Genomic DNA, 23,220 nt, shown 5'->3' on the forward strand with positions numbered 1-23,220 from the left:
GTCAGGCCTCCAGGACGGTGACGAGGTTCTGCTGCAGGCACGGCCCCGAGGTGGCGTGGGCGACGGCGCGGCGCGCGGTGCCGTCCATGACCCGCCGGGCGGCCTCGCCGACGCGGATCAACCCGGTGGCCATCACGGGGTTGGCGGCGAGCGGGCCGCCGGAGGGGTTGACGACGGTGCCGGAGGACAGCCCGAGCGCCTGCCGCAGGATGACCTCCTCATGGCTGAACTGGGCGTGCAACTCGGCGATGTCGACCGGGCCCTTGCCCACGCCGGCCGCCCGCGCGGCGCCGGCGGCGGAGGGCGAGCGGGCGAGGTCGCGCACGCCCAGGTAGTGCGGCTCGGCGCGGTGCGCGATGCCGGTGATCCAGGCGGGCCGTTCGGCCAGGTCACGGGCCAGGTCACCGGCGGCCAGCACGATCGCGGCGGCCCCGTCGGTGGGGGGCGCGACGTCGATCGGGCGCAGCGGGTGCACCGCGTGTTCCTGGCCGGCGGGTTCGTCCGCCGGGTCGGGCAGGTCCAGCGCGTACGGGTTGGCGCGGCCGTCGGCCCGGCTGCGCCGCACGATGCCGGTCAGCTCGCTCTCGGGGGCGCCGAGCGCGCTCGCCTGCAGCGCCGCGTAGGAGACCTGGTCCAGGCCGAGCGGGGCCAGGTAGTACGGGTCGAGCTGGAGGGTCATGATCTCGCGCAGGTCGCCCTGGGAGCTCTTGCCGTACCCGTAGACCAGCGCCGAGTCGACGTCGCCGTGCTGCAGCCGCACCCACGCCTCGTACAGCGCCCAGGCGGCGTCCATCTCGACGTGGCTCTCGGAGATGGGCGGCCAGGCGCCGACGGCGTCCAGGGCCGAGACGAACGAGAACGGCGCGCCGGCCAGGTAGTCGCAGCTCCCGGAGCAGGTGAAGCCGAACCGGGTCAGCCCGGTGGCCCGCCTGACCTCCTGGAGGATCGGCGAGATCAGCTCGGGCTCGGTCAGGCCCTCGTCGTACCCGGTGTGCCGCGTCTGGGCGAACGCGACGACCGCCACCTCACGCACGCGGACCCCCCCTCACAGTCGCACGTCCGGCTCGCCGGTCGGGGCGAACCACCTGATGTTGCCCATGGACAGGGTGCGCTCCTCCGGCGGCACCCAGACGGCCCGCACCCGCATGCCCTGCCGCACGTCGCGCGCGGGGACGTCGCCGAGCAGCACGATCATCGGGACGTCGGCGCCGTCGAGCACGACATAGGCCGACACGAACGGCACCTGCGGCGCGCGGGGGTCGGGCAGGTTGTTGATGGCGAAGGTCGTGACGGTCCCGGTATCGGGCAGCTCGACCTCCTCGCCGATGGTGGAGCCGCACTCGGGGCAGGTGGTGCGGTAGGGGACGTACACCTTGTCGCAGTGCGCGCACCGCCCGCCGAGGAAGACCCCGTCGCGGACGCCCTCCAGGAAGCGGGCCAGCGAGCGGCCGGGCCGGACGCGGTACTCGGTGCGGATCGGCGCGGCCATCGTGCTGACCTCGGGGACGAAGCAGGCGATGTCGGTGATGTGCCCGGCGCGCTCGGCCTCGGGCCGGAATCGGGGGCGCACCCGCAGCCCGGGGCGCATCGCCTTGACGGTGCCGGCGTCGACGGCGTGCACGAGCGCGGTGCCGGCGCCGTCCAGCTCGATCAGCGCCCAGGCGAACGGCCGGTCGAGCGGGTGGCCCTTGCGGGGGGTGCCCACCCAGGCCCAGCTCCGCACGGTGCCGGCCGGGCCGACCTGGACGTACTCCCCGGTGACCGGGTCGCCGGTCTCCGGGTCGTACTCCAGCGGGGGCACCAGGACGCGGCCGGCCGCGGTGCGGACCCCGACGATGCGCCCTTCGCGCAGTTCGGTGAGGAAGCGGCCGATCACCGGGCCGGTGGTGCGGGTGTACCCGCCGGGGAACTCCAGCACGTGCTCGGCGACCAGCGACTCGGCGGACGACTCCTCGGGGGCCGGGGGGTGGTCAGATGGCACGGTCACGGCCCTCCCAGTAGGGGTCGCGGAGCTTGCGTTTGAGCAGCTTGCCGTTCGGCTCGCGCGGCATATCGGTCACGAAGTCGATCGAGCGCGGCCACTTCATCCGGGCCAGCCTGCCCTCCAGCGACCGGAGGATCTCCCCGGCCAGCTCCGGGCCGGGGGCAACACCCTCGGCGGGCTCGACGACGGCCTTGATCTGCTCGCCCCACTCGTCGTCCGGGACGCCGAAGACCGCGACGTCGGCGACCTTGGGGTGCAGGATCAGCTCGTTCTCGATCTCGGCCGGGTAGATGTTCGTGCCGCCGGAGATGATCAGGTCGGCCTTGCGGTCGCAGAGGTACAGGAAGCCGTCCTCGTCCAGGTAGCCGATGTCGCCCACCGTGAAGTACTCCCGGAGGCGGGCCGCCGCGGTCTTGGCCGGGTCGCCCTTGTACTCGAAGCCGGACCCGGACATCTTCATGTACACCGTGCCGGGAGTGCCGGCAGGGACGGGGTTCAACTCGTCGTCCACGATGAGCAGCGCGCTGAACGGCCAGGCCGAGCCGACCGTGCCGGGGTGTTTCTTCCAGTCCTCGGGCGTGGCCACGGTGCCGCCGCCCTCGGTGGCCGCGTAGTACTCGTACACGCAGTCGCCCCACCACTCCAGCATGGCCCATTTGACCGGTACGGGGCAGGGCGCGGCCGCGTGGATCATCCATCTCAGCGAGGACAGGTCGTAGCGGTTCCTGACCTCCTCGGGCAGGGAGAGCAGCCGCTTGAAGTGCGTGGGCACCATGTGCGAGCTGGTGATCCGGTGCCGCTCGCACAGCCGCAGCATCTCCTCGGCGTCCCAGCGGTCCATGTAGACCAGGGTGTGGCCCATGTGCAGGGCCGTGCCGCCGAACTGGGTGACCGCGGTGTGGTAGCTCGGCGAGGTGACCAGGTGGGCGTTCGGCCGGCCGGGCGTGATGCCGAACAGGCGCAGCAGGCCGGTCATCAGCTCGGCCGCGTCGTCGGGGTCGAGCCCGCTGAGCGGCCGGCGCACGCCCTTGGGCCTGCCGGTCGTGCCCGAGGTGTAGTGCATGGTGGCGCCCGCGGTGCGGTCCGGCGGCGGGGTGCCGGGGTGCCCGGCGGTGAGCTCGGCGACCGGGCGGAAGCCGTCCACCCGGCCGAAGGAGAACCGGCGGGCGGGCTCGACGGCCGCGGCACCCTTCGTGCCCGCCTCGGCGTACCGCTCGTGCAGGAAGAACGCCTTGGCCTCGCTGTCGGCGAGGATGTAGGCGATCTCGGGGCCGGTGAGGTGCCAGTTGACCGGGGTGTAGTACCAGCCCGCCTGCAGCGCGGCGAGGTACAGGGTGAGACCGTCGGCGCCGTTGGGCACCAGGCCGCAGATGCCGTCGCCGGGCCGCAGCCCGAGGGCGCGAAGGGCGTGCACGAGGCGGTCGGCATCCGCGAGCAACTCGCCCGCGGTGTGTTCGGTCCCGTCCGGGTCCACCGCCGCGATCCAGCCGGGATCGTCCTGCGCGAGCCTCCAGAAGCCGAGCGAGCCCATCGGAACTCCCTTGTCCGGTTTCGCGGTACCTTCCCGGGATGCGCCGAAGTGAAGCACGTTCTCGGTTTCCCGACAACCCTGGCGCGACAGGAGGGTTACCAACAAGAATCTGTTCTAGTTCGTCCCCGGTTCCAGCCGCAGGTTAACCCGGCGGGCCTCGACGAACAAGCGCTTGATAACCCTTGGCGCGATCGTCCGAGGAGGGTGCCTGTGGAACTTCTGCCCATCAGCACGCCGCACTGCCGGATCGAGCGGGACGGCCACGTCGTGATCGTCACCATGGACCGCCCGGAGGCCAGGAACGCCCTGTCCACCGACATGCTCGTCGGCCTCGCCGACGCCTGGGCCTACATCTCGGCCGAGCCGGACGTCCGGGTGGGCATCCTCACCGGGGCGAACGGCACCTTCTGCGCGGGCGCCGACCTCAAGGCGATGGGCACCCCCTCAGCCGACCCTCGGGTGGCGCGGCGGGCCCAGGAGATCACCGACTACCACTGGAAGGGACTGCTGCGCGACGGCGACGCGCTGCCTGCCAAGCCGATCATCTGCGCGGTCGAGGGGTACGCCGTCGCGGGCGGCACCGAGTTGCTCGTCGGCACCGACCTGCGGGTCGTCGCCGAGTCGGCCACGCTCGGCCTGTTCGAGGCCAGGCGGGCGCTGTTCCCCATGGGCGGCAGCGCGATCAGGCTGCCACGGCAGATCCCCTACGCGTTCGCCATGGACATCCTGCTGACCGGCCGGGCCGTGACCGCCCGGGAGGCGCTGGCAATGGGCCTGGTCAACCGGGTCGTACCGGACGGCGAGGCGCTGGCGGCGGCACGCGAGCTGGCCGCCGAGGTCGCCGCCTGCGGCCCGCTCGCCGTCCAGGCCATCCTGCGCGCCTACCGCGAGACGATCGGCCTGCCCGAGCCGGAGGCGCTCAAGGTCTCCGACGCGATCGGCTGGCCGGTGATCGGCTCGCAGGACGCCAAGGAGGGCTCCCGCGCCTTCCGGGAGAAGCGCCCGCCCGTCTACCGCGGCGAATAGCGATCTCCGGCGTCATCGCGGTGCGGGGGCGACGGCGGCATCCGGCCCATCGCCCTCCGCACCGCCGGCGGCGGCGCCGGTCACGACCGGACCGGCCTGGCCGGCGACGGAGGCCAGGCGCCGCTCGGCGGTGTCGATCACCTGCAGGTCGGCCTTGGTGTGCGCGATGGCCGCGTCCACCAGCAGGGCGACCAGCGGGTCGTCGGCGTTGTCGCGGCGCAGCCGGGTGAGTCCGGCCAGGTCGGACAGGCACGCCTGCCGCTGCGCGGAGGCGTACTCGGTGAGCGCCCGCGGGCCGAGCCGGGTCGCGGCGAGCAGCTTGAGGAACATCTCGTCCCGGAACCCGGACGCGCGCACGTGCGGCGCCACGACCCAGGAGCGCAGCTCGCCGGCGCCGCCCGCGGTCAGCTCGTAGAGCGTCTTGTCCGGCCGGTCGTTCTGCGCCACATGGGTGCGGACCACGTGTCCGTCCCTGACCAGGCGGTCCAGGATCTGGTAGAGGTGGCCGATGTTGAGGCCGCCCCACTGCGGGCCGATCGCCATCTCGAAACGGCTCTTGAGCTCGTATCCATGGCTCGGGCCGTCCGCCAGCAGGGCGAGCACGGCGTGACTCAGCGGCATCTTCCGACCTTCCGTAGATTGTCACAATCTATCGCTGACTCTCCCTAACGCTCCCTACATTGTGACAATGTATGGCCCATGGGAGCACAAGTCGCGTTACGCGGCGTCAGCCGCGTCTACGGAGCCGCCAAGGCGCTCGACGACGTCAGCGTGGAGATCGAGCCCGAGAGCGCGGTCGCGCTGATGGGCCAGTCGGGAGCGGGGAAGTCCACCCTGCTGCACCTCGTGGGCGGCATGGACCTGCCCGACGGCGGCGAGGTGGAGATCGACGGCCGGTCGCTGCCGCGCAGGCGGCTGGACGCGCACCGGCGGCGCGTGGGCTTCGTGTTCCAGCGCTTCCACCTGTTGCCCGCGCTCAGCGTGCTGGACAACGTGCTCGCGCCCGTCCTGCCGTACCGGGTGGACTTCGACCGCAGGGCACGGGCCCGCGAGCTGCTCGAGGCGGTCGGGCTCGACGGCCGCGAGCGGGCGCTGCCCGGTGAGCTGTCCGGCGGCCAGCAGCAGCGGGTGGCCATCGCCCGCGCGCTCATCGGCCACCCTCCCCTGCTGCTCGCCGACGAGCCGACCGGCAACCTCGACAGCGCCACCGGCGAGGAGATCATGGAGCTGCTCGGGACCCTGCGCCGCCACTACGGCATGACCATGATGATCGCCACGCACAACCCCGAGCTGGCGGCGTCCTGCGACCGGCTGATCCGGCTGCAGGACGGCCGCGTCGTGAGCGACGACCGGCTGGAGCCGTCCGAGGACGTGCTGCACCGCATCGGGCGACTCGGATGATCCGGCTCGCCGCGTCCCGGCTGCGCCACCGCGCCGGGCGCGCCCTGGTGCTCCTGCTCGGCCTGCTGGTCGCCGCCACCGGCTTCACCGTCCTCACCGGCACCGCCGAGACCCAGCGGCTGGAGCTCGTCGGCACGGTCAAGCAGAACTACCGGGCGCAGTACGACATCCTGGTCCGCCCGAAGGGGACCACGACGGACCTCGAACGCTCGGCGAACCTGGTGCGGGCCAACTACCTGTCCGGCATCCACGGCGGCATCACCGAGGCCCAGCTCGACCGGATCAGGAAACTGGACGGGATCGAGGTGGCCGCCCCCATCGCGATGATCGGCTACATGACCGGCAACGGATACGTCGACCTCCCCGTGACGGACCTGATGGGCGCGGGCGATCGCACGCTGCTGCGCGTCGACCGCACCCGGGTGGCCGACCGCGGGCTCACCCGCATCCCGTACGCCCCCCAGTACGCCTACCTCACCCGGCGGCCGCTCGCCCACTCCGCCGCGGGCGGCGCGCAACTGGAGCACACCAGCGAGGAGGTGGCGCCGGGCGAGCACGTGGCGGTGGGCACCTCCCTCTATTGGCCGAGGCTCGCACCGCCTTCGGGTCCGTTCCCCTTCGACCACGGGCCCGCCGCGAGCGCCTGGTCCACCGCGAACGGGCGGGGCGACGGGCTGCCCGACAAGATCGGCCGGGGCAGGCCGGGCGAGGCGAGCATCATGCTCGAGCAGGAGTTCCCCCTGCTGCTCGCGGCGATCGACCCGGCGGCGGAGGCCGAGCTGGCGGGCCTGGACACGGCGATGGTGGACGGCCGCTACCTGGACCCGGCACAGGACACTCCGCGCGGCGAGATCCCGCTGATCGCCGCCGCCCGGCCCTACGCCGACCAGCAGGACGAGCTCGTCATCAGCAGGCTGCCCGCGCAGGCCGCGCGGAAGGTGGTCGCCGGTCTGCCGGCCAAGGCCCTGCGCTCGTACGTCACCGGGCAGACCGGCCCGGTCGTGAAGCGGGTCACCGTGGAGGCGGACCGGTTCTACGCCGACATGCTGCGGACGTGGCAGCATCCCGTCAGCAGCGCCGCCATGCAGCAGTACGTCGCGATGACCCGCTACTGGACCGCCGGCCCGGTCATGTACCGCCGGAGCGCGGACGGCCGGGTCACGCCGGTGCCGGTGACCAACGATCCCAAGGTCTGGCAGGACCCGTTCCTCGCCGCGGTGGTCCCCGAACTGGGCAAGGCGGGGTCGGCGCCCATCGGCTCGGCCGACACGCAGTTCCGCCGGCTAGAGCTGCGCACCATGGGGGGCGACGTGGTGCGCGACAACGCCATGCTGGTCGTGGGCCGCTTCGACCCCGAACGGCTCCCCGGGTTCTCCGCCCTCTCCTCGCTGCCGATGGAGACCTACAATCCTCCGTCGGTCGTCCCCGGCGACGACCGGGCGAACGCCCTGCTGAAGGGGCGCAGCCTGCTGCCGGACGACAACCTCGCCGGATACCTCCAGCCGTCGCCCCTGCTGCTGACCGACCTCGGCGGCCTGCGGAAGGTCGCCCGGTTCTCCCAGGGCGGGCAGCTCGCCAAAGCCCCGCTGAGCGTGATCCGCGTCCGGGTCAAGGGAGTGACCGGCCCCGACGCGGTGAGCAGGGAACGCATCAGCCAGGTGGCCCGCGACATCGTGGCCGCCACCGGCCTCGACGTCGACATCACGCTGGGGTCCTCGCCCACGCCGGTCACCGTGGACCTGCCCGCCGGGTCGTACGGCCGGCCCGCGCTCACCGTCAAGGAGGGCTGGGTCAACAAGGGGGTCGCCTACCGGATCCTGTACGAGGCCGACCGCAAGTCGCTCATCCTGTTCGTGCTGATCCTGGCGGTGTGCGGGCTGTTCGCGGTCAACGCGGCCTCGGCCGCCGTACGCGCCGACCGCGCGCAGCTGGGGGTGCTCGCCTGCCTGGGCTGGTCACGGCGCAAGCTCTTCGGCACGGTGCTGACCGAGACGGGTGTGATCGGCCTGCTCGCCGGCCTGCTGTCGGCGGGCGTCGCCGTACTCCTGTCGTCGTGGTCCGGGCTCCAGGTGTCGATGCCGCGCGCGCTGCTCGCCGTGCCGGCCGCGGTCGTGCTGGCCCTGCTCGCGGGGCTCGTCCCGGCGTGGCGCGCGTCGGCCGTCCCCCCGATCGAGGCGGTACGCCCGGCGGTACGGGTCACCCGGCGGGCCCGCTCGCCCCGCGGGGTCACCGGCCTGGCCGTGGCCGGGCTCACCCGGGTGCCCGGCCGCACGCTGCTCGGCGCCACGACGCTGCTGGTGTGCGTGTCCGCGCTGACCGTGCTGCTCGGGGTGACCTACGGCTTCCGCGGCCGGGTGGTCGGCTCGCTGCTCGGGGACGCGATCGTGGTGCAGGCCCGGCCCGCGGACTACGCGGCGACGGCGGTGATGTTCGCGCTCGGCGCGCTCGCCGTCGCCGACGTGCTCTACCTGAGCGTGCGCGAGCGTGACACCGAGCTGGCCGCGCTGCGGGCCACCGGCTGGCGCAGCCGCTCGCTGGCCAGGCTGGTGCTGTCGGAGGGCGCGTTCATCGGGCTGCTCGGCGGGGTCGCGGGGGCCTGCGCCGGGCTGGCGGCGACGGCGGCGCTGGCCGGGAGCGTGCCTCCGGCGGTCATCGCCGGCGCGCTGGGGGCCGGTGCGCTGGCGGTGCTGCTGGCCGTCCTCGCCTCGGCGCTGCCGGCGATGCTGGTGCAGCGCCTGCCCCTGGCGGCGATCCTCGCCCAGGGCTGACCGGAAAGGGCCGCCCCGTGACGATCGCCGGCACCGGGTCGTCAGGGGCGGCCCTGGATCATGGCGTGGGTGCCGGTGGTGCGCCACGGCCGGCCGGCGGCGTCCAGCGCGGCCGTCGTGCGCTCGCCGACGCCCACCAGCACGTCGGACTTCAGGGTGCGCAGGGCGACGACCGGGCCGGGGAAGTAGGCGGTGACCGCGGCGAAGGGGGTGGCCGGCGGCCAGAACCGGTCGCCGGCCAGCCGCCGGTAGTTCAGGTCGCCCTTGGTGATCGTCAGGCTCGCCGAGGCGAAGTCGGCGCGCAGGTCGTCCGGCATGTCGGTGTAGGGCAGTGGAGCGCAGGCGAACGGGTGGGCGCGCAGCGCGAGGCGTCCGGTGCCCATCGCCTGCCAGAGCCGGCCGCCGACCTTCCCGGCCTGGCCGGGCGCGGCGGTCAGCCGGCGCAGGGCCGCGGCCACGTCGGCGGGTGTGGCGTCGGAGACGAAGTACGGCTGCGGCTTGACGTGCAGGACGACCTCGGCCGCGAGGCCCCGCTCCAGCAGGTGGTCGATCAGCACGAGGTCGGGCAGCAGCTCGCGCCCGGCGTTGTCGGCGACCAGGCAGACCTTCCCGGCGGGCCGGTCGCCCAGCAGCGACCAGAGCAGCGCGCTGTCGTCCACGACGAGCTCGGCCACCCGCTCGCCCTCGCCCGTCGCGGTGATCGCGTGCGACAGATCGGCGCGGTTGCCCCACAGCGACCCGAGCAGGACGCCGGTCGCCTGCTCCTCCTGGGCGAGCGTGGCGGCGCGGTCGAGCCCGGCCAGCTCGTCGTCCACCGCCGTCCCGTGCAGCTCGGCCTGCTTGACCGGGCCGAACGGGTCGACACCCCGCCACGGGCCGTCCCCGAAGTAGCCGGTGGCCTCCAGCACCTTGCGGTAGAAGTAGCTCTCGCCCCACAGGAACGGCACGTCCACCCACCGGCCGCCGAACCTGCCCCGTCCCCACTCGGCCCACGCGTCGTGGTCGTGCGCGGAGGCGGGAAGCGGCTCCATCACGTCGCGCACGACCTCGTCGAGCAGCCGGTCGAGCGCGCGGAGCCGGTCGGGCGGGTAGGGCAGCGCGTCCCTGACCTGGCGCACTAGGATGGGATGCCGGTCGCGGAACACTCCGAGCGCGTACGAGCCCGGCACGTTCCCCATGATCACCGGCGGGTTCGTCGGTTCCGGCATCGGCTTCCCTTCCACTCCTTTGCTCGGGTGCGTCCGCCCAAGTAAACCGCACGCCTCGCACCCACCCCGGACCCCGGGGGCGGGGGCGGACGCGCTGAGCGGGATCCACCGGCCGGCACCCCCGGGAGCGGACGAGAAGAGCGGGCCGGGTCAGTCGCCGGTGAGGCGCTCCAGGCGCTCGACGGCCTCGATGTACTCCTCGACCAGGTCGAACACCACGTCCTTGGCCGACTTGACCTGGTTCATCGCGCCGATGATCTGCCCGGCCGGGAACGTCGCCAGCTCGGCGGCGTCGGAGTCGCCGATGCGGCGCAGCGCCGGGGAGATGAGCATGAACTGCAGCGGCATCGGCAGCGTGCCCGGTGACTCGGCGGACTCCCAGGCGTCGGTCCACTCGTTCTTGAGCAGCCGCGCGGGCTTGCCGGTCCACGAGCGGGAGCGGACGGTGTCGCGCGAGGTCGCCGCGAGGATCTTCTGCCGGGCGAGCTCGGGGGTGTCGGCCTCCTCGACGGTGAGCCACAGCGAGCCGGTCCAGACGCCCTCGGCGCCGAGGGCCATGCCCGCGGCCATCTGGCGGCCGGAGCCGATGCCGCCGGCCGCCAGGACGGGAACGTCCACGGCGTCGACGACCTGCGGGATCAGCACCATCGTGGAGATCTCGCCGGTGTGCCCGCCGGCCTCGGTGCCCTGGGCGACGACCACGTCCACGCCGACCTCGACCTGCTTGACGGCGTGCCGGGGGGTGGAGGCGAGCGCGGCGACCTTGACGCCGTGGGCGTGGGCGAGGTCCACCACGTCCGCGGGCGGCGGTCCGAGCGCGTTGGCGAGCAGGGCGATCGGGTGCCTCAGCGCGGTCTCCACCTGCGGTCGCGCGGTGGCGTCGGTCCAGCCGAGCAGCACCCGTCCGGCGTCGGCGCCGGCCGACAGCGGGGGGACGCCGTGCCTGGCCAGCAGGTCCTCCACGAACGCGCGGTGCCCGTCTGGGATCATCGCCTGGAGGCGCGCCACCAGCTCTTCGGGGGAGTCGACGCCGAGGTCGGCTCCCGCGTAGGAGGCGGGCATGACGACGTCCACGCCGTACGGCTTGCCGTCGACGTGCTCGTCGATCCACTTGAGCTCCATTTCGAGCTCTTCCGGGGTGAAGTAGAGGGCCCCGAGCACACCCATGCCGCCGGCGCGGCTGACCGCGGCGACGACGTCCCGGCAGTGGCTGAAGGCGAAGATCGGCAGCTCGATCCCGAACATGTCGGTGACACGTGTCCGCATGGCTCGAATGTACGACCGGCACACCGGAAACTGCAACGTGTTCTACATATGGCCGGCGGCCAGCCGGGTCAGGAGCTCCGGGAGGCGCGGCGCCCGCGGCCGGCCAGCAGCGTGACCACACCGGCGACCGCCACCACCAGGCCGATGACCAGCGACACCAGCGGAATCGTGTCCTTCAGCAGGGTGATCTGATCCTTGCCGTCGATCGCGCCCTGGACCAGCCGGTCGACGGTCTCGGGGGTCATCTTGGCGTCGGCCACCAGGGCCTCCGAGCGCTCCACCCCGTCCTCGGTCTTGAGCACGTCGTGCCGGCGCTGCTCCTGCTTCACCGGCGAGCCGCTGACCGGCTCCACCCAGTAGGTGACGACACCGTCGTAGAACCGGTTCACCCGCACGTCGCCGGACTTCTTCATGCCGATCGCCGAGGCGGGAGCGGTCAGCGTATCGATCTTCGTGGGCGGCACCGTCTGCTCGAACTTGTAGACCGGCAGGCCGTTGACCATGTCCTCGCCGACGAACCTGGCGTCGAACGACTGCCGGGCCGTGGCGTTGAACACCTGGTAGGTCCGCTTCTGCGTGCCGAACGGGAACAGATAGATCTGGCCGGACATCTGGACCGGCTCCTTGTCCACGTTCACGCCGCAGCAGTCGACGCCCTCCCCGGTGTACTTGTTGAACGCGCTGCGGCGCTGGTCGAGCTGGATGCCGGACGCGGAGTTGGTGACGTCGTTGACGGCGGTGAACTCGTCCCAGACGACGTGGTCGCCCTTGGACTCCTCGACGTCGCCGCGGGTGGTCACCGTGATGTCCAGGTCGGCGGTGAGCACCTTCACCTTGGGAACGCTGAAGTACCGCGCGTTCTGGGCGCGCAGCTCGGACACTCCGTAGTAGTCGGCCGGCGCGGCGATCAGCTTGTCCGCCGCCTGGAAGCGGATGAGCGGCGCCAGTGTGACGAGGAACGCCCCGATCGCGATGAGAACGACTCCAGTCATGCGTCGCATCTGAATCCTCCGGGGTAGACCGATGACGCCGGTACTCAGACCCTTTGTCCAATAACGAGGGTGTTGTCGGCGATCGTAGTGCCGAGTGTGGACCCCGTCACGACCGGCCGCCAAATTGCTGGAAACGTGTTCTACCTGGACGCCGGGCGGACGCTCACCCGGCCTGGCGCGACGCCCGCCGGGCACCGGCGCACCACGCCCAGGGCCGCCTTGACAGAAGGGCGGGCCGGTTGCACATCAATTTCAACGATCTTCATCGGCATATCAGCAGGTGGGAGACACTTACGGCGTGATCCAACAATTCGGAGTCAAATTTAGTGACATATCAGCATTGCGGGTATAACACCGCGGCCGTACGTTCGCGGTATGGATCTGGAGCTCCGTCACCTCAAGATCGTGCGCGCGGTCGCGGAGGCCGGGAGCGTCACCAAGGCGGCCACCCAGCTCGGACTGGCCCAGCCCTCGCTGACCGCGCAGCTCAAAAGGATCGAACGCACCCTCGGAGGCGCCCTCTTCGAACGTGACCGCAACGGCGCCCGCCCGACCCCCCTCGGCGAACTCGTCCTCACCCGTGCCCGCGTCCTGCTGCCCGCCGTACGGGAACTGCAGGAAGAGGCGGTGCGCTTCGCCAACCGCTACGCCGGAGTGCCCGGCTTCCGCATCGGCGCGACGCACGGGCCGATCCTCGGCGGCCTGGTCGAACGCCTCACCGCCGCCCATCCCACCACCCCCGTCAGCACCCGAACGTCCTGGTCGGCGCGTGAGCTGACCGCCCTGGTCGGCGCCGGCCGGCTGGACTTCGCCCTCGTCGGCGCGTGCGGCGAGTCGGCGCCCCCGGCCACCGACGTCATGACCTGGACCGTCATCGGCACCGACCCGGTGTTCGCGCTCGTGCGCGAGGACCACCCGCTCGCCGGGGACAAGGAGATCGAGCTGTCCGGGCTCGCCGGCGAAGGCTGGGTGGTCGCACCCGGCGACGGCTGCTTCGCCGACTGCTTCGCCGCGGCGTGCGCGCGATCCGGGTTCGTCCCCCGCCACATGTACGAGACCGACGTGGCGACCTGCCTGCACCTGGTCAAGGCGGGCAAGGCGGTGGCCCTGTGCCAGGCGACCTTCGAGCTCACCGCCGGGCTCGCCATGATGCCCATCGCCGGGACCCCCCTGCGGTGGCGGCACCTGCTCGGCTGGCACTCCGACTCGCTCCCGGCCCGCACCGCCCCGCTGATCGCCGACCACGCCCGCGAGGCGCACGCCGAGGCGGTGCGGCGCAGCACTCCCTACGCCGACTGGCTCGCGGCCAACCCCCGGTTCGGCGTCACCCCCTGACGCCGGCCCCTTCCACGCGGCGCCGTCCCTGACCCCCGACGGCACCGTCCCTCCGGACCGCTGGTCCGGCACGTCCCGTGACACCTCGAACGGTTCCATAACCCGGCGATAGGGGCTAAACGATAGCTCCGCGTCTGGCGTGAGCCCAGTTACGGTGACGGCACCCCCCAACACCGAGGAGAGAACACATGCTCCGCAGACGCACGGTCACCACCGGATGCGCTCTTGCAATCAGCGTCCTCACCCTCATGGCCGCCCCGGCCGTCGCAGAACGCGCACCGGCCGCGGCGCCCGCCGCTTCAGCACCCGCCCCCGCCATGATCGACGCGATGAGCCGCGATCTCGGCATCACCCGGGAACAGGCCGAGTCGCGCCTGCTCAACGAGGCCCGGTTCACCGGCGTCGAGGCGGCGGCCACCGCCAAGCTCGGCGCGAGCTACGCCGGATCCTGGCTCAGCGGCCCGACCTCCGCCACGCTCACCGTCGCCGCCACCGACGCCGCCGCCCTGGACGGCGTCCAGAGCGCCGGTGTCGAGCGCAAGCTCGTCGCGCACAGCCTGGCCTCGCTCGACGCGACCAAGGCCGCCCTCGACAAGGCCGCCGCCAAGGCGCCCAAGTCCACCCCGGTCTGGTACGTCGACGTACGCACCAACAGCGTCGTCGTGGAGTCCGCCCAGCCGGCCGAGGCCGCGGCGTTCATCGCCGCCAGCGGCGCGGACGCCTCGATGATCCGCGTCGAGCGGTCCGCCGAGGCGCCGCAGACCTTCTACGACCTGCGTGGCGGCGACGCGTACTACATCAACAACTCGGCCCGCTGCTCCATCGGCTTCTCGGTGCGCAAGGGCAGCACGCCCGGCTTCGTCTCCGCCGGCCACTGCGGCCGCGCCGGGAACAGCACCACCGGCTACAACGGCGTCGCTCAGGGCACCTTCCAGGGCTCGTCCTTCCCGACCAACGACTACTCCTGGGTCGCGGTGAACAGCAACTGGACGCCCAGGCCCTGGGTGCGCGGCAGCAGCGGCAACGTGACCGTCAGCGGCTCCACCGTCGCAGGAGTCGGCGCCTCCATCTGCCGGTCCGGCTCGACCACCGGCTGGCACTGTGGCACCGTCCTGCAGCGCAACACCAGCGTCACCTACTCGCAGGGCACGGTGTACGAGGTCACCCGCACCAACGTCTGCGCCGAGCCGGGCGACTCCGGCGGCTCCTACATCAGCGGCAGCCAGGCCCAGGGCGTGACCTCCGGCGGCTCGGGCAACTGCAGCAGCGGCGGCACGACCTTCTTCCAGCCGGTGAACGAGATCCTCTCGGTGTACGGCCTCACCCTGGTGACCGGGTAGCACCCCCCGACAACCCGGTTATCACGAAGCGCCGCCCTCCGCCGGGGGCGGCGCTTCCCCTTTTCCGTCTCGGCACCCGGAGTCACCGCCCTGCCGGGCCGCGCTTCGGCCGGTCAGCGCAGGGTGGTGCCGGGGAGGGCGTCGAGCAGGGCGAGCTCCGATCGGGCCGGCAGTCCTTCCCAGTCGCCGGGAGTGGCGACCGCGAAGGCGCCGGTGACGGTGGCGCGGTCGAGGCGTCCGGCGAGACCGAGACCGTCGAGCAGGCCCGAGAGGTAGCCGGCGACGAAGGCGTCCCCGGCCCCGACGACGTCCGCGACCCGCACCGGACGGGCGGGGCGGTGCACGGTCTCCGCGCTGGTGTACGCGCTGGCGCCGGCCGCACCGCGCTTGACCACGACCTGCGCCACGCCCGCCGCGAGCAGCGCGGACACCCGCTCCTCCTCGGTCGCCGCCCCGGCCGGGGCCAGCAGGTCCAGCTCGTCCTCGGAGGCGACGGCCACCGTGAGGTGCGGCGCCAGCGGGCGGAGCGCGTTCGCCGCCCGCTCCCGGTCCCACAGCCGGGAGCGGTGGTTGACGTCGAGGCAGACCGGCACGTCCAGCTCGGCCGCCGCGCGCACGGCCGCCGCGGGGCCCGGGCCGAGCGCGGGGGTGATGCCGGTGAGGTGCAGCATCCTCGGCGGCGGGTCGAGCGCGGGCAGCACGTCCGGCGGGCCGAGGAAGGACGCCGCCGAGCCGGACCGGTGGTAGATCACCCGGGTCAGCTCGCCGAGCCGCCGTTCGACCAGCATCAGCCCGGTCGGCCCGCGCGGGTCCGTACGGGCGTGCGTGACGTCCACGCCCTCGGCCCGCAGCGTGCGCAGCACCAGCTCGCCGGTCTCGTCGTCGCCGACCAGCCCGGTCCAGCGGGCCCGGTGGCCGAGCCGGGCCAGGCCGATGGCGACGTTGGACTCGGCGCCCGCCACCGACAGCCGCATGCCGCCGCCCAGCCTGATCAGCCCCTCGGCGCGCACGGTGGCCATGGTCTCGCCGAAGGTCGCCACGTCGATCGCGGCGGGGGACGGCTCAGTCATCGATCCTCCGTTCCGCGGCCAGCACCAGCCGCCAGGTCAGCTCGCCGGAGGCCGGGACGACCGCGGCGTCCCCCGGCCCGGCCTCGGCCAGGTCGAAGACCGCGCCGAGCATGGGCTCCACCCCGATGCTGCGGTACGGCGCGTCAGCGGGATACCCGCCGAGGTTGCGCCACAGCGCGGTGGACACCGGGACCTCTCCGGGGGCCTCCAGCCGCAGGGCCAGGACGTCGGGGCCGTCCACCACCCGGACGGCGGCGCAGCGCAGCACCGCCCCCACCGCCGTGCCGTCGTCGGGGCCGAAGCGGCCGAGCGGCAGGCCGAGCGGCGCGGGCCAGTGTCCCGAAAGGTAGGGGGCATCGGCGGGCCAGCCGGCCCGGTCATCGGGCCGAAGACCCGGGGGACCGGCGAGGCGCCGGCGGTCGAGCAGCGCGGCGGCCTCGGGATAGACGCGGGCGGTGGCGCCCTCGGGCGCGAGGAGCCGGGCATCGTCACCGACGTCGAGCAGCGCGTGCGCGGCCCAGACGAACGCGTACCCCGGGTCGGCCGACAGCCGGTAGTCGGCGACCACCGCGCCCGCGCGCCCGCCGACCCTGCGGAGCAGTTCGAAACCCGCGCCCTGAACGACACTCTCGGCGGGCGAGCCGCGCCACGGGCGGCTCCACACGTCGCCGTGGTCGGGCAGGCCGCGCACGGTGGGCAGGCACTCCTCCAGGCCGCCGGCGTCGACGAACTCCGCGCCGGGCACCACCGTCGCGCGCGCCGGGTCGGGCCGCGACCACAGCCACTCGCGCCCGCCGCCGGCCAGCGAGGTCCATCTGCCGCCGAGGGCCAGGTCGACGGCGGCGGTCAGCGGGACGGGGACCGTCACCATGGGCGCATCCCCCGGTCGAGCCGCCGTGCCGCGGAACCGCGCGGGCGCCCGGCGGCGCGTGTGTCGTGTCTCATCGCGATCAGTCAACCCTGCGCGGCAGGGCGCGGGGAATGTCCGATGCGCGCCATCACCTGGACGATCCGCTGACAAGTTGCGATACTGAGCCGGTGCCGATCCAGGAGGGGTTCCGCGACCAGCGGCTGACCGTCGTCCCGCGCCGCGTCGTCGCGGAGGCGCAGGCGCGGCCGGTGACCAGGCGGCTGACCGTCACCGACTGCGGCTACTACCCGAGTGCCGCCGACCACATGATGACCAGGCCGAACGGCACCGAGGAGACCATCCTCATCCTGTGCGCCGCCGGGGCGGGGTGGGCGCGGGTGGCCGGCGCGCAGCACCGCGTCGGGCCGAACGCCGCGCTGGTCATCCCGCGCGGCGCGCCGCACTCCTACGGCGCCTCACCCGAGGCACCCTGGACGATCTGGTGGTGCCATCTGCGTGGCAGCGACCTGCCGGAGCTGGTGGAGGAGATCGGCGCGAGCGCGTCCAGGCCGGTGCTGCCGGTCCGGCGCATCGACCGGGCGATCGCGCTGCTCGACGAGATCGTCACCATCCTGGAGCGCGACCACTCCCCCGCCGCGCTGATGGGCGCGGCGGGCGCGGCGTGGAAGCTGCTGACCCAGATCGTGGTCGACCGCGCCATGCCCGCGCCGGGCGACCCGCTGCAGCGCGCGATGGCCTACCTCGCCGAACGGCTGGACAGCACGGTGCGGGTCGCCGACCTGGCGGCGATGGTCGGGGTCTCACCGTCCCATCTGAGCGCGCTGTTCCGCCGCGCGACCGGCGGCGGGGTGCTCGCCCACCAGACGGCGCTGCGCATGGCGCAGGCGCGCAACCTGCTCGACACCACCGACGCGACCGTCGCCGCCATCGCCCGCGAGGTCGGCTACCACGACCCGTTCTACTTCTCCCGGCACTTCAAGCGCATGCACGAGGCCAGCCCCACCGAGTACCGCAACCGCGCCAAGGGGTGAGGCGGGAGCCCGCCCGGTGGCAGGGGCGGGCTCCGCGGGTCACGCGGGGGCCGGCGCGGTGGTGACGTGCAGCAGCGCCGAGCGGTCGGGGTCCAGGGAGTGCGCCTCGATGCCGGTGAGCCGCAGCACCCGCCCGGGCAGGGTCACCCCGTCGTGCTGCCACGGCGGCGGCACCGGCCCCGGGCCGGGCTCGGCCCCGGGCGCCCTGCCGGGGTGCACGACCCGCACCGTGTAGAGACGGTCGTCGTCCAGGCCGGGCAGCCGCACCCGGCCCGGCGGCCAGGTGGCCGGCCGGGAGACGACGCTGAACGCGTAGAGCGCCTCGCCCCGGTCCCGCGCCACGACGCCTTCCAGGCGCAGCGCGTCGCCGGGCAGGTCGGCGTGCACGACGTCGCCGGTGTGCAGCAGCGCCCGGTGCTGCTTGTGGAACGCCACCCAGCGCGCGAGGGCCGCCCGGGTCTCGTCGTCGACCTTGAGCAGGTCCACCTCCAGGCCCAGGTGCCCCCACAGCGCCTTCTCCGCCCGGTAGTCCAGCGGGTGCACGCGGTGGGTGGTGTGCGACTCCTCGGCGCCGATGTGGGTGCCCTGCATCTCGGGCGGCACCAGCAGCCCGGTCCAGCGCTGGATCTCCAGCCGCTCGTGCGGGTCGTTGCAGTCGCTCGGCCAGACCCGGTCGGTGTACTCAAGGACACCGAGGTCGACGCGCCCGCCGCCGCTTGCGCACGACTCGATCTCAAGGCCCGGGTGGGCGGCCTTGAGCTCGGCCATCAGCCGGTAGGCCTGCTCGACCTGCCGGCGCACCCCCGGCTCGCCGCCCGGAGTGTGCCCGGCGTCGAGCAGGTACCGGTTGTGGTCCCACTTGATGTACGCGATGCCGAGCCCGCCGACCAGGGCGCTGATCCGCTCGAAGAGGTAGGCGTACGCCTCGGGGTGGCCGAGGTCGAGCACGTGCTGCCGGCGGGAGGGCACGCCGGGGCCGTGCCCCGCGTCGAAGATCCATTCGGGGTGGGCGCGGGCCAGCTCGGAGTCGAGGTTGACCATCTCCGGCTCGAACCACAGCCCGAAGTCCATGCCGAGCTCGCGCACCCGGGCGACCAGCGGTTCGAGGCCGTCCGGCCAGACCGCCGGGTCCACCGTCCAGTCGCCGAGCGAGCTGGTGTCGTCTCTGCGGCCGAGGAACCAGCCGTCGTCCAGCACGAACCGCTCGGCGCCGATCCGCGCTCCCTGCTCGGCGAGGGCGGCCAGTGTGGCGAGGTCGTGCTGGAAGTACACCGCCTCCCAGGTGTTCAGCACGACGGGACGGGGCGTGGCGGGGTGGCCGGGCCGCGCCCGCAGGTGCCGGTGGAAGCGCGCGGCGAGCTCGTCCAGCCCGTCGCCCCACGACCCGTACTGCCAGGGGCTGTGGTAGGTGTCGCCCTGACCGAGCACGACCTCCTCGGGGAGTAGCGTCTCTCCCGCGGCCAGGTGGCGGATGCCGGCCGGGGTGTGCTCGGCGGCGAGCACCTGGTTGCCGCTCCACGCCAGGTGGGTGGCCCACACCGTCCCGTGCCGGAAGCCGAACCCCGCCTCGCCGGCGGCCAGCAGGAGGGTGTGCTCCAGGCCGGGCTTGCCGCCCCGGGACGCGCGGACCCACTCGCCGACGTGGAAGGGGCGCCGCTGCGGGACGCGTTCGAGCGACCAGCGGCCGGTCAGGTCGAGGACCTCGGTGGCCTGCGGCGGGACGGGCAGGGCCAGCTCGACGCCGCCCACGCGGTACGGCGCCGCGCCGTCGTTGCGCAGCCGCGCTCGCTGGCGGACCAGGCCGCTCGCGGCGAGCACCTGGATCTCGATCTCGGCGGACAGGCCGTACTCGGGGTCGCGGGCCGTGCTGAGCAGCACCGGCCCGCCGTCCGCCCCGGCGTCCAGGTCGTGGGTCGCGTGCCGGAACTTCGGCGCCCAGCGGCGGCCGTCGCTGTCCCCGGTGAGCCCAGGGCGGCCGAGCCAGCCCTCGGCGAGCTGCGGGAGCACCGGCACGGGCTGCGGGTAGGCGATCGTGCTGTCGAAGATGGCGGGCAGCGCGGCCCGGTGCAGGTCGGCGAGGGCGTCGCCGGTGAGCGTCCCGAGGTCCGGCCCCCAGTGCAGGATGCGTGGCAACCGGCCGTCGTCGACGGCGACGACCACGCTGGTGCCGCCCGCTCGCAGATGGACCGGCACGGGCCGGCCGTCGTTCGTCACAGGTTCTTCCCCTTCTCCCCGGGCGGCCTTTCCTCCCGGTTCATCCCTTCTCTCCCGGTCGCCGCTTCCGCCCGGGAGGTTCCCGCGCCGTCACCGGACGCCGGGTCCGCAAAGGTCATGTTCCATCAGCCTTTGAGCCCGCTGCTCGCGATGCCCGCGAAGAACTGCCGCTGCAGCACCAGGAAGACCACCACCAGGGGGATCGAGCACACGAACGCGCCGGCCATCAGCGTCGGGTAGTCCGTACCGAACTGGCCCTGCAGGCCCGCGAGCCCGACCGGCAGCGGCCGGTTCTCCCCCGAGGGGGAGACGATGAGCGGCCACAGCAGGTCGTTCCACGAGTACAGGCCGGTCAGCACCGCGAGCGCGGCGAGCGTCGGCCTGGCCATCGGCAGCATGACGTGCCAGAACACCTGGAAGGTGCCGGCGCCGTCCAGCCGCGCGGCCTCCTCGTAGTCCTTGGGCATCGTCCGGAACGCCTGGCGCATCAGGAACGTGCCGAACGCGGAGAACAGTCCGGGGATGGCGAGCGCCGGCAGCGTGTCCAGCATCCCGAGGCCGCGGACGATCTCGTACTGGCCGATCAAAAACAGCTGGCTCGGCACCATCAGCATGGCGATGAACAGGCCGAACACCGCCTCACGCCCCGGGAAGGGAATGCGCGCGAAGGCGTACCCGGCCAGCGAGGCGACCGCCAGCTGCCCCGCGACCCGCAGGACGAGCGCGCCCGCCGAGACCGCGAACATCGACCAGAACGGCACGGTGCCGAAGAACGTGGCGAACGCGTGCCCGCTGAACTCCTCCGGCAGCACGGTCGGCGGGACCCTGCTCGCCTCGGGAGTGGTCTTGAACATGGTGAGGATCTGCCAGGCGAACGGCGTGACCATGACCAGCGCCGCGACGACGAGAACGGCGTGCACCGGCCAGGTGACCGGCCCTCCCCCGCGCCGCCGCCCGCGAGGCGCGGAACGGACGGACTCAGCCATAGAACACCCATCTTCTCTGCAGCCGGAACTGCACGGCCGTGGCGATCATGATCACGATGAGCAGCACGATCGCCACCGCGGCGCCGTATCCCTGGTCGAACTGGACGAACGCCTTCTCGTAGAAGAGGTAGACGATCGTCTTGGAGTCGGCGAGGGCGGTGTTGTTCACCCCGCGCAGCATCACGAAGATCAGGTCGAACATCTGCAGCGCGCCGATCACGCTGAGGATCGTCACGAAGAAGATGCTCGGCGTGAGCAGCGGCACGGTGATGTGGAAGAACTGCCGGACGCGCCCGGCGCCGTCAAGGGAGGCGGCCTCGTACAGGTCCTTCGGCACGGCCTGCAGCCCGGCACCCAGGATGATCATGTTGATGCCGAGGCTCATCCAGATGCCGACGACGCCGAACGCGTAGATCGTGAACCGCGCGTCGGCCACCCAGAACTGCCCGTGCACGCCGAACCACGCCAGCACGGTGTTCAGCAGCCCGAAGTCGCCGTTGTAGATGAACCGCCACACCATGCCGACCGCCACCGGCAGCGTGACCACCGGCAGGAAGAACAGCACCCGGTACACCGCCCGCCCGCGGCCGGCCTGCTCCACCAGCGCGGCCAGCACGACGGCGAGCGGGACCCCGAGCAGGATGATCGCCGTGTAGAGCGCGGAGTTGCCGAACGCCTTCCAGAACTCCTCGTCGCCCAGCAGTGCCGTGTAGTTGCCCGCCCCCACGAAGGTGGCCGGTCCGAACGCGGGCACGTCCTGGAAGCTCTTGACGAAGGTGGACAGGAACGGCCACAGGTACAGGGCGGCCAGGCCGATCACCGCGGGCGCGATGAACACCAGCGCCCACCCGGCGCCGGGCTCGCTGACACCCGCGCGGCGGCGCCCGAGCCGCCGCGCCGGCGTGGTCGTCGTGGACGTCATCGCTTCGCGAGCACCTTGTCGACCGCGTCCTGGTACTCCTTCGCCGCCTGCTCCACCGGCTTGGCGCCGTCCCAGGCGGGCGCGAGGTACTGCGCGGCCAGGCCCTGCCACTCGGCGGCGTTGCCGGCGACCGGCAGCGGCACGCTGTAGTCGATGGCGTCGATGAACACCTTCAGGTCGAACTCGGGCATCGCCTTCAGCCACGGCTCCTGAGTGCCCTGGTAGGCGGGCAGCACGGTCCCGGTGGCGGCCTGGATCTCTGCGGCCTTGGTACCACCCAGGAAGGCCAGGAACTTCTTCAGCTCCTCGGGGTGCTTGCTGCCCGCGTAGCCGGCGTTGCCGATGCCGCTGGTGACCGTGGCGCGCTTGACGCCCTGCGGCAGCGGCGCCACGTCGACCTTGCCCTTCAGACCGGCGTTGTTGTGGAAGCGGAACGCCCAGTACGCGCCGGAGAAGTACATGGCGACCTTCTGGTTCTCGAACATCGAGACGGCCTCGGTGTCCGACAACTGCTTCAGCGTCGGCGAGACGCCGGCCGCCTGCAGGTCGGTCCAGAACTTCAGCCCGGCGACGCTCGCCGGGCTCGCGAAGTCCGACGCCGTGCCGTCCGGCTTGATGATCTGCCCGCCGGCCTGCAGGATCGTGTTGTAGTAGCCGCCCTGCGGGTCGATCGGCGCGGCGATCCCCCACACGCCCTTGGCCTTGTCGGTGAGCTTCTTGGCCGCGTCCTGCACGTCCTGCCAGGTCCAGCTGTCGTCGGGGTAGGCGACCTTGGCCGCGTCGAACAGCGCCTTGTTGTACCAGATGCCGTTGGTGTCGAAGTCCTTGGGCAGCGCGAAGACCTTGCCCTCGTAGGTGTAGGAGTCGGTGACGGCCTTGGGGTAGACGCCCAGGTCGAGCCCGGCGGACTTCACGCTCTCGGTCAGGTCGACGAGCTGGCCGCCCTTGGCGTACTCGCGGAAGTGGTCGGCGAGCATCCAGAACGCGTCCGGCGCGGTGCCGCCCGCGGCGCCGACCTGGAGCGTCGACCAGTACTCCGTCCAGGGCAGCGTCTGGATCCTGACATCGATGTCCGGGTTCGCCTTCTCGAACTCCGCGGCGATCTGCTCCATCGCCGGAGACTGGTCCTCACTCCAGTTGGCGTAGGTGAGCGTGACCTTCTCCGTCGACGCGGCACCGGACCCACCGCCCGAGCAGGCGGTGAGCATCGCCGTCGCCGCGGCCAGCGCCACGGCGGCCGTCCACTTGCGTGTCATGGTGTTCCTTCGATCGTGC

Annotated in this window: 19 protein-coding genes; 6 read left to right on the forward strand and 13 right to left on the reverse strand. The window is 72.8% G+C overall.

What is annotated here, in order from left to right; translation table 11 throughout:
• Position 1 precedes the first annotated feature (1 nt).
• The 3 genes from IEY93_RS01945 to IEY93_RS01955 are packed head-to-tail and all read right to left on the reverse strand — an operon-like array spanning position 2 to position 3,515.
• Positions 2–1,033 (reverse strand): thiolase family protein, encoded by a 1,032-nt coding sequence (locus IEY93_RS01945; protein WP_189161187.1) that lies wholly within the window; start codon positions 1,031–1,033, stop codon positions 2–4.
• Positions 1,034–1,045: 12 nt separating this feature from the next.
• Positions 1,046–1,981 carry a Zn-ribbon domain-containing OB-fold protein gene (locus tag IEY93_RS01950; RefSeq protein WP_229690805.1) on the reverse strand — a complete coding sequence of 312 codons (936 nt, stop codon included), beginning with the start codon at positions 1,979–1,981 and terminating at the stop codon, positions 1,046–1,048.
• Positions 1,971–3,515, reverse strand: coding sequence for an acyl-CoA synthetase (locus tag IEY93_RS01955; protein ID WP_189161188.1), 1,545 nt, complete (start codon positions 3,513–3,515; stop codon positions 1,971–1,973). The genes IEY93_RS01950 and IEY93_RS01955 overlap by 11 nt, the downstream gene beginning before the upstream one ends.
• A 210-nt stretch (positions 3,516–3,725) precedes the next feature.
• Here IEY93_RS01955 and IEY93_RS01960 point away from each other — a divergent pair, with 210 nt between their 5' ends.
• Positions 3,726–4,541: a crotonase/enoyl-CoA hydratase family protein gene (locus tag IEY93_RS01960; protein WP_189161189.1), complete on the forward strand. Its 816-nt coding sequence runs from the start codon at positions 3,726–3,728 to the stop codon at positions 4,539–4,541.
• A 12-nt stretch (positions 4,542–4,553) separates the two neighbouring features.
• Here the strand turns inward: IEY93_RS01960 and IEY93_RS01965 are convergent, their stop codons facing one another.
• Complete coding sequence (locus IEY93_RS01965; RefSeq protein WP_189161190.1) at positions 4,554–5,162, reverse strand: PadR family transcriptional regulator; 609 nt, start codon at positions 5,160–5,162, stop codon at positions 4,554–4,556.
• 78 nt (positions 5,163–5,240) lie between these two features.
• Between IEY93_RS01965 and IEY93_RS01970 the strand changes: the two genes are divergently transcribed.
• Positions 5,241–5,942, forward strand: coding sequence for an ABC transporter ATP-binding protein (locus IEY93_RS01970; protein ID WP_189161191.1), 702 nt, complete (start codon positions 5,241–5,243; stop codon positions 5,940–5,942).
• Positions 5,939–8,710 (forward strand): ABC transporter permease, encoded by a 2,772-nt coding sequence (locus IEY93_RS01975; RefSeq protein WP_189161192.1) that lies wholly within the window; start codon positions 5,939–5,941, stop codon positions 8,708–8,710. The genes IEY93_RS01970 and IEY93_RS01975 overlap by 4 nt, the downstream gene beginning before the upstream one ends.
• Before the next feature lie 41 nt (positions 8,711–8,751).
• On the opposite strand, the gene IEY93_RS01980 is transcribed toward IEY93_RS01975, so the two are convergent.
• The 3 genes from IEY93_RS01980 to pgfA form a co-directional block, all read right to left on the reverse strand.
• Entirely contained in the window at positions 8,752–9,918 is a 1,167-nt protein-coding gene (locus IEY93_RS01980) for a damage-control phosphatase ARMT1 family protein (RefSeq protein WP_189161193.1), read from the reverse strand.
• 150 nt (positions 9,919–10,068) lie between these two features.
• On the reverse strand, positions 10,069–11,184 hold the full coding sequence (locus tag IEY93_RS01985; protein ID WP_189161194.1) for an NAD(P)H-dependent flavin oxidoreductase: 1,116 nt from the start codon (positions 11,182–11,184) through the stop codon (positions 10,069–10,071).
• Positions 11,185–11,252: 68 nt separating this feature from the next.
• On the reverse strand, positions 11,253–12,176 hold the full coding sequence (gene pgfA / locus IEY93_RS01990; RefSeq protein ID WP_229690777.1) for a cell envelope lipid trafficking protein PgfA: 924 nt from the start codon (positions 12,174–12,176) through the stop codon (positions 11,253–11,255).
• A gap of 375 nt (positions 12,177–12,551) precedes the next feature.
• Here pgfA and IEY93_RS01995 point away from each other — a divergent pair, with 375 nt between their 5' ends.
• Together IEY93_RS01995 and IEY93_RS02000 are read left to right on the forward strand one after the other, a co-directional pair.
• Entirely contained in the window at positions 12,552–13,511 is a 960-nt protein-coding gene (locus tag IEY93_RS01995; RefSeq protein ID WP_189161196.1) for a LysR family transcriptional regulator, read from the forward strand.
• A 188-nt stretch (positions 13,512–13,699) separates the two neighbouring features.
• Positions 13,700–14,851: a S1 family peptidase gene (locus IEY93_RS02000; RefSeq protein WP_189161197.1), complete on the forward strand. Its 1,152-nt coding sequence runs from the start codon at positions 13,700–13,702 to the stop codon at positions 14,849–14,851.
• 113 nt (positions 14,852–14,964) lie between these two features.
• Here the strand turns inward: IEY93_RS02000 and IEY93_RS02005 are convergent, their stop codons facing one another.
• Together IEY93_RS02005 and IEY93_RS02010 are read right to left on the reverse strand one after the other, a co-directional pair.
• Positions 14,965–15,921, reverse strand: a complete 957-nt coding sequence (locus tag IEY93_RS02005) for a sugar kinase (protein WP_189161198.1) — start codon at positions 15,919–15,921, stop codon at positions 14,965–14,967.
• The gene (locus tag IEY93_RS02010; protein WP_189161199.1) at positions 15,914–16,792 is read right to left on the reverse strand and encodes a hypothetical protein; all 879 of its coding nucleotides are present in this window, start codon (positions 16,790–16,792) and stop codon (positions 15,914–15,916) included. The genes IEY93_RS02005 and IEY93_RS02010 overlap by 8 nt, the downstream gene beginning before the upstream one ends.
• Before the next feature lie 167 nt (positions 16,793–16,959).
• Here IEY93_RS02010 and IEY93_RS02015 point away from each other — a divergent pair, with 167 nt between their 5' ends.
• On the forward strand, positions 16,960–17,823 hold the full coding sequence (locus tag IEY93_RS02015; RefSeq protein WP_189161200.1) for a helix-turn-helix domain-containing protein: 864 nt from the start codon (positions 16,960–16,962) through the stop codon (positions 17,821–17,823).
• A 39-nt stretch (positions 17,824–17,862) separates the two neighbouring features.
• Here IEY93_RS02015 and IEY93_RS02020 read toward each other — a convergent pair whose 3' ends face one another.
• From IEY93_RS02020 to IEY93_RS02035, 4 genes are all read right to left on the reverse strand, one after another.
• Entirely contained in the window at positions 17,863–20,037 is a 2,175-nt protein-coding gene (locus tag IEY93_RS02020; RefSeq protein WP_189161201.1) for an alpha-galactosidase, read from the reverse strand.
• A 125-nt stretch (positions 20,038–20,162) separates the two neighbouring features.
• Positions 20,163–21,023 (reverse strand): carbohydrate ABC transporter permease, encoded by an 861-nt coding sequence (locus tag IEY93_RS02025; protein WP_189161202.1) that lies wholly within the window; start codon positions 21,021–21,023, stop codon positions 20,163–20,165.
• Positions 21,016–21,945, reverse strand: coding sequence for a carbohydrate ABC transporter permease (locus IEY93_RS02030; RefSeq protein ID WP_189161203.1), 930 nt, complete (start codon positions 21,943–21,945; stop codon positions 21,016–21,018). The genes IEY93_RS02025 and IEY93_RS02030 overlap by 8 nt, the downstream gene beginning before the upstream one ends.
• Positions 21,942–23,201, reverse strand: a complete 1,260-nt coding sequence (locus tag IEY93_RS02035; protein WP_189161204.1) for an ABC transporter substrate-binding protein — start codon at positions 23,199–23,201, stop codon at positions 21,942–21,944. The genes IEY93_RS02030 and IEY93_RS02035 overlap by 4 nt, the downstream gene beginning before the upstream one ends.
• Positions 23,202–23,220 lie beyond the last annotated feature (19 nt).

Origin of the sequence: Sphaerisporangium melleum (genome assembly GCF_014646695.1) — a bacterium.
Classification (GTDB): domain Bacteria; phylum Actinomycetota; class Actinomycetes; order Streptosporangiales; family Streptosporangiaceae; genus Sphaerisporangium; species Sphaerisporangium melleum.

Bases quoted from the DNA above. Each gene is read 5' to 3' on its own strand.
- IEY93_RS02035 (WP_189161204.1), bottom strand. From the start codon at position 23,201: ATGACACGCAAGTGGACGGCCGCCGTGGCGCTGGCCGCGGCGACGGCG.
- IEY93_RS02025 (WP_189161202.1), bottom strand. From the start codon at position 21,023: ATGGCTGAGTCCGTCCGTTCCGCGCCTCGCGGGCGGCGGCGCGGGGGA.
- IEY93_RS02000 (WP_189161197.1), top strand. From the start codon at position 13,700: ATGCTCCGCAGACGCACGGTCACCACCGGATGCGCTCTTGCAATCAGC.
- IEY93_RS01995 (WP_189161196.1), top strand. From the start codon at position 12,552: ATGGATCTGGAGCTCCGTCACCTCAAGATCGTGCGCGCGGTCGCGGAG.
- IEY93_RS01955 (WP_189161188.1), bottom strand. From the start codon at position 3,515: ATGGGCTCGCTCGGCTTCTGGAGGCTCGCGCAGGACGATCCCGGCTGG.
- IEY93_RS02005 (WP_189161198.1), bottom strand. From the start codon at position 15,921: ATGACTGAGCCGTCCCCCGCCGCGATCGACGTGGCGACCTTCGGCGAG.
- IEY93_RS01980 (WP_189161193.1), bottom strand. From the start codon at position 9,918: ATGCCGGAACCGACGAACCCGCCGGTGATCATGGGGAACGTGCCGGGC.
- IEY93_RS01985 (WP_189161194.1), bottom strand. From the start codon at position 11,184: ATGCGGACACGTGTCACCGACATGTTCGGGATCGAGCTGCCGATCTTC.
- IEY93_RS02010 (WP_189161199.1), bottom strand. From the start codon at position 16,792: ATGGTGACGGTCCCCGTCCCGCTGACCGCCGCCGTCGACCTGGCCCTC.
- IEY93_RS01965 (WP_189161190.1), bottom strand. From the start codon at position 5,162: ATGCCGCTGAGTCACGCCGTGCTCGCCCTGCTGGCGGACGGCCCGAGC.
- IEY93_RS01970 (WP_189161191.1), top strand. From the start codon at position 5,241: ATGGGAGCACAAGTCGCGTTACGCGGCGTCAGCCGCGTCTACGGAGCC.
- pgfA (WP_229690777.1), bottom strand. From the start codon at position 12,176: ATGACTGGAGTCGTTCTCATCGCGATCGGGGCGTTCCTCGTCACACTG.
- IEY93_RS01975 (WP_189161192.1), top strand. From the start codon at position 5,939: ATGATCCGGCTCGCCGCGTCCCGGCTGCGCCACCGCGCCGGGCGCGCC.
- IEY93_RS02030 (WP_189161203.1), bottom strand. From the start codon at position 21,945: ATGACGTCCACGACGACCACGCCGGCGCGGCGGCTCGGGCGCCGCCGC.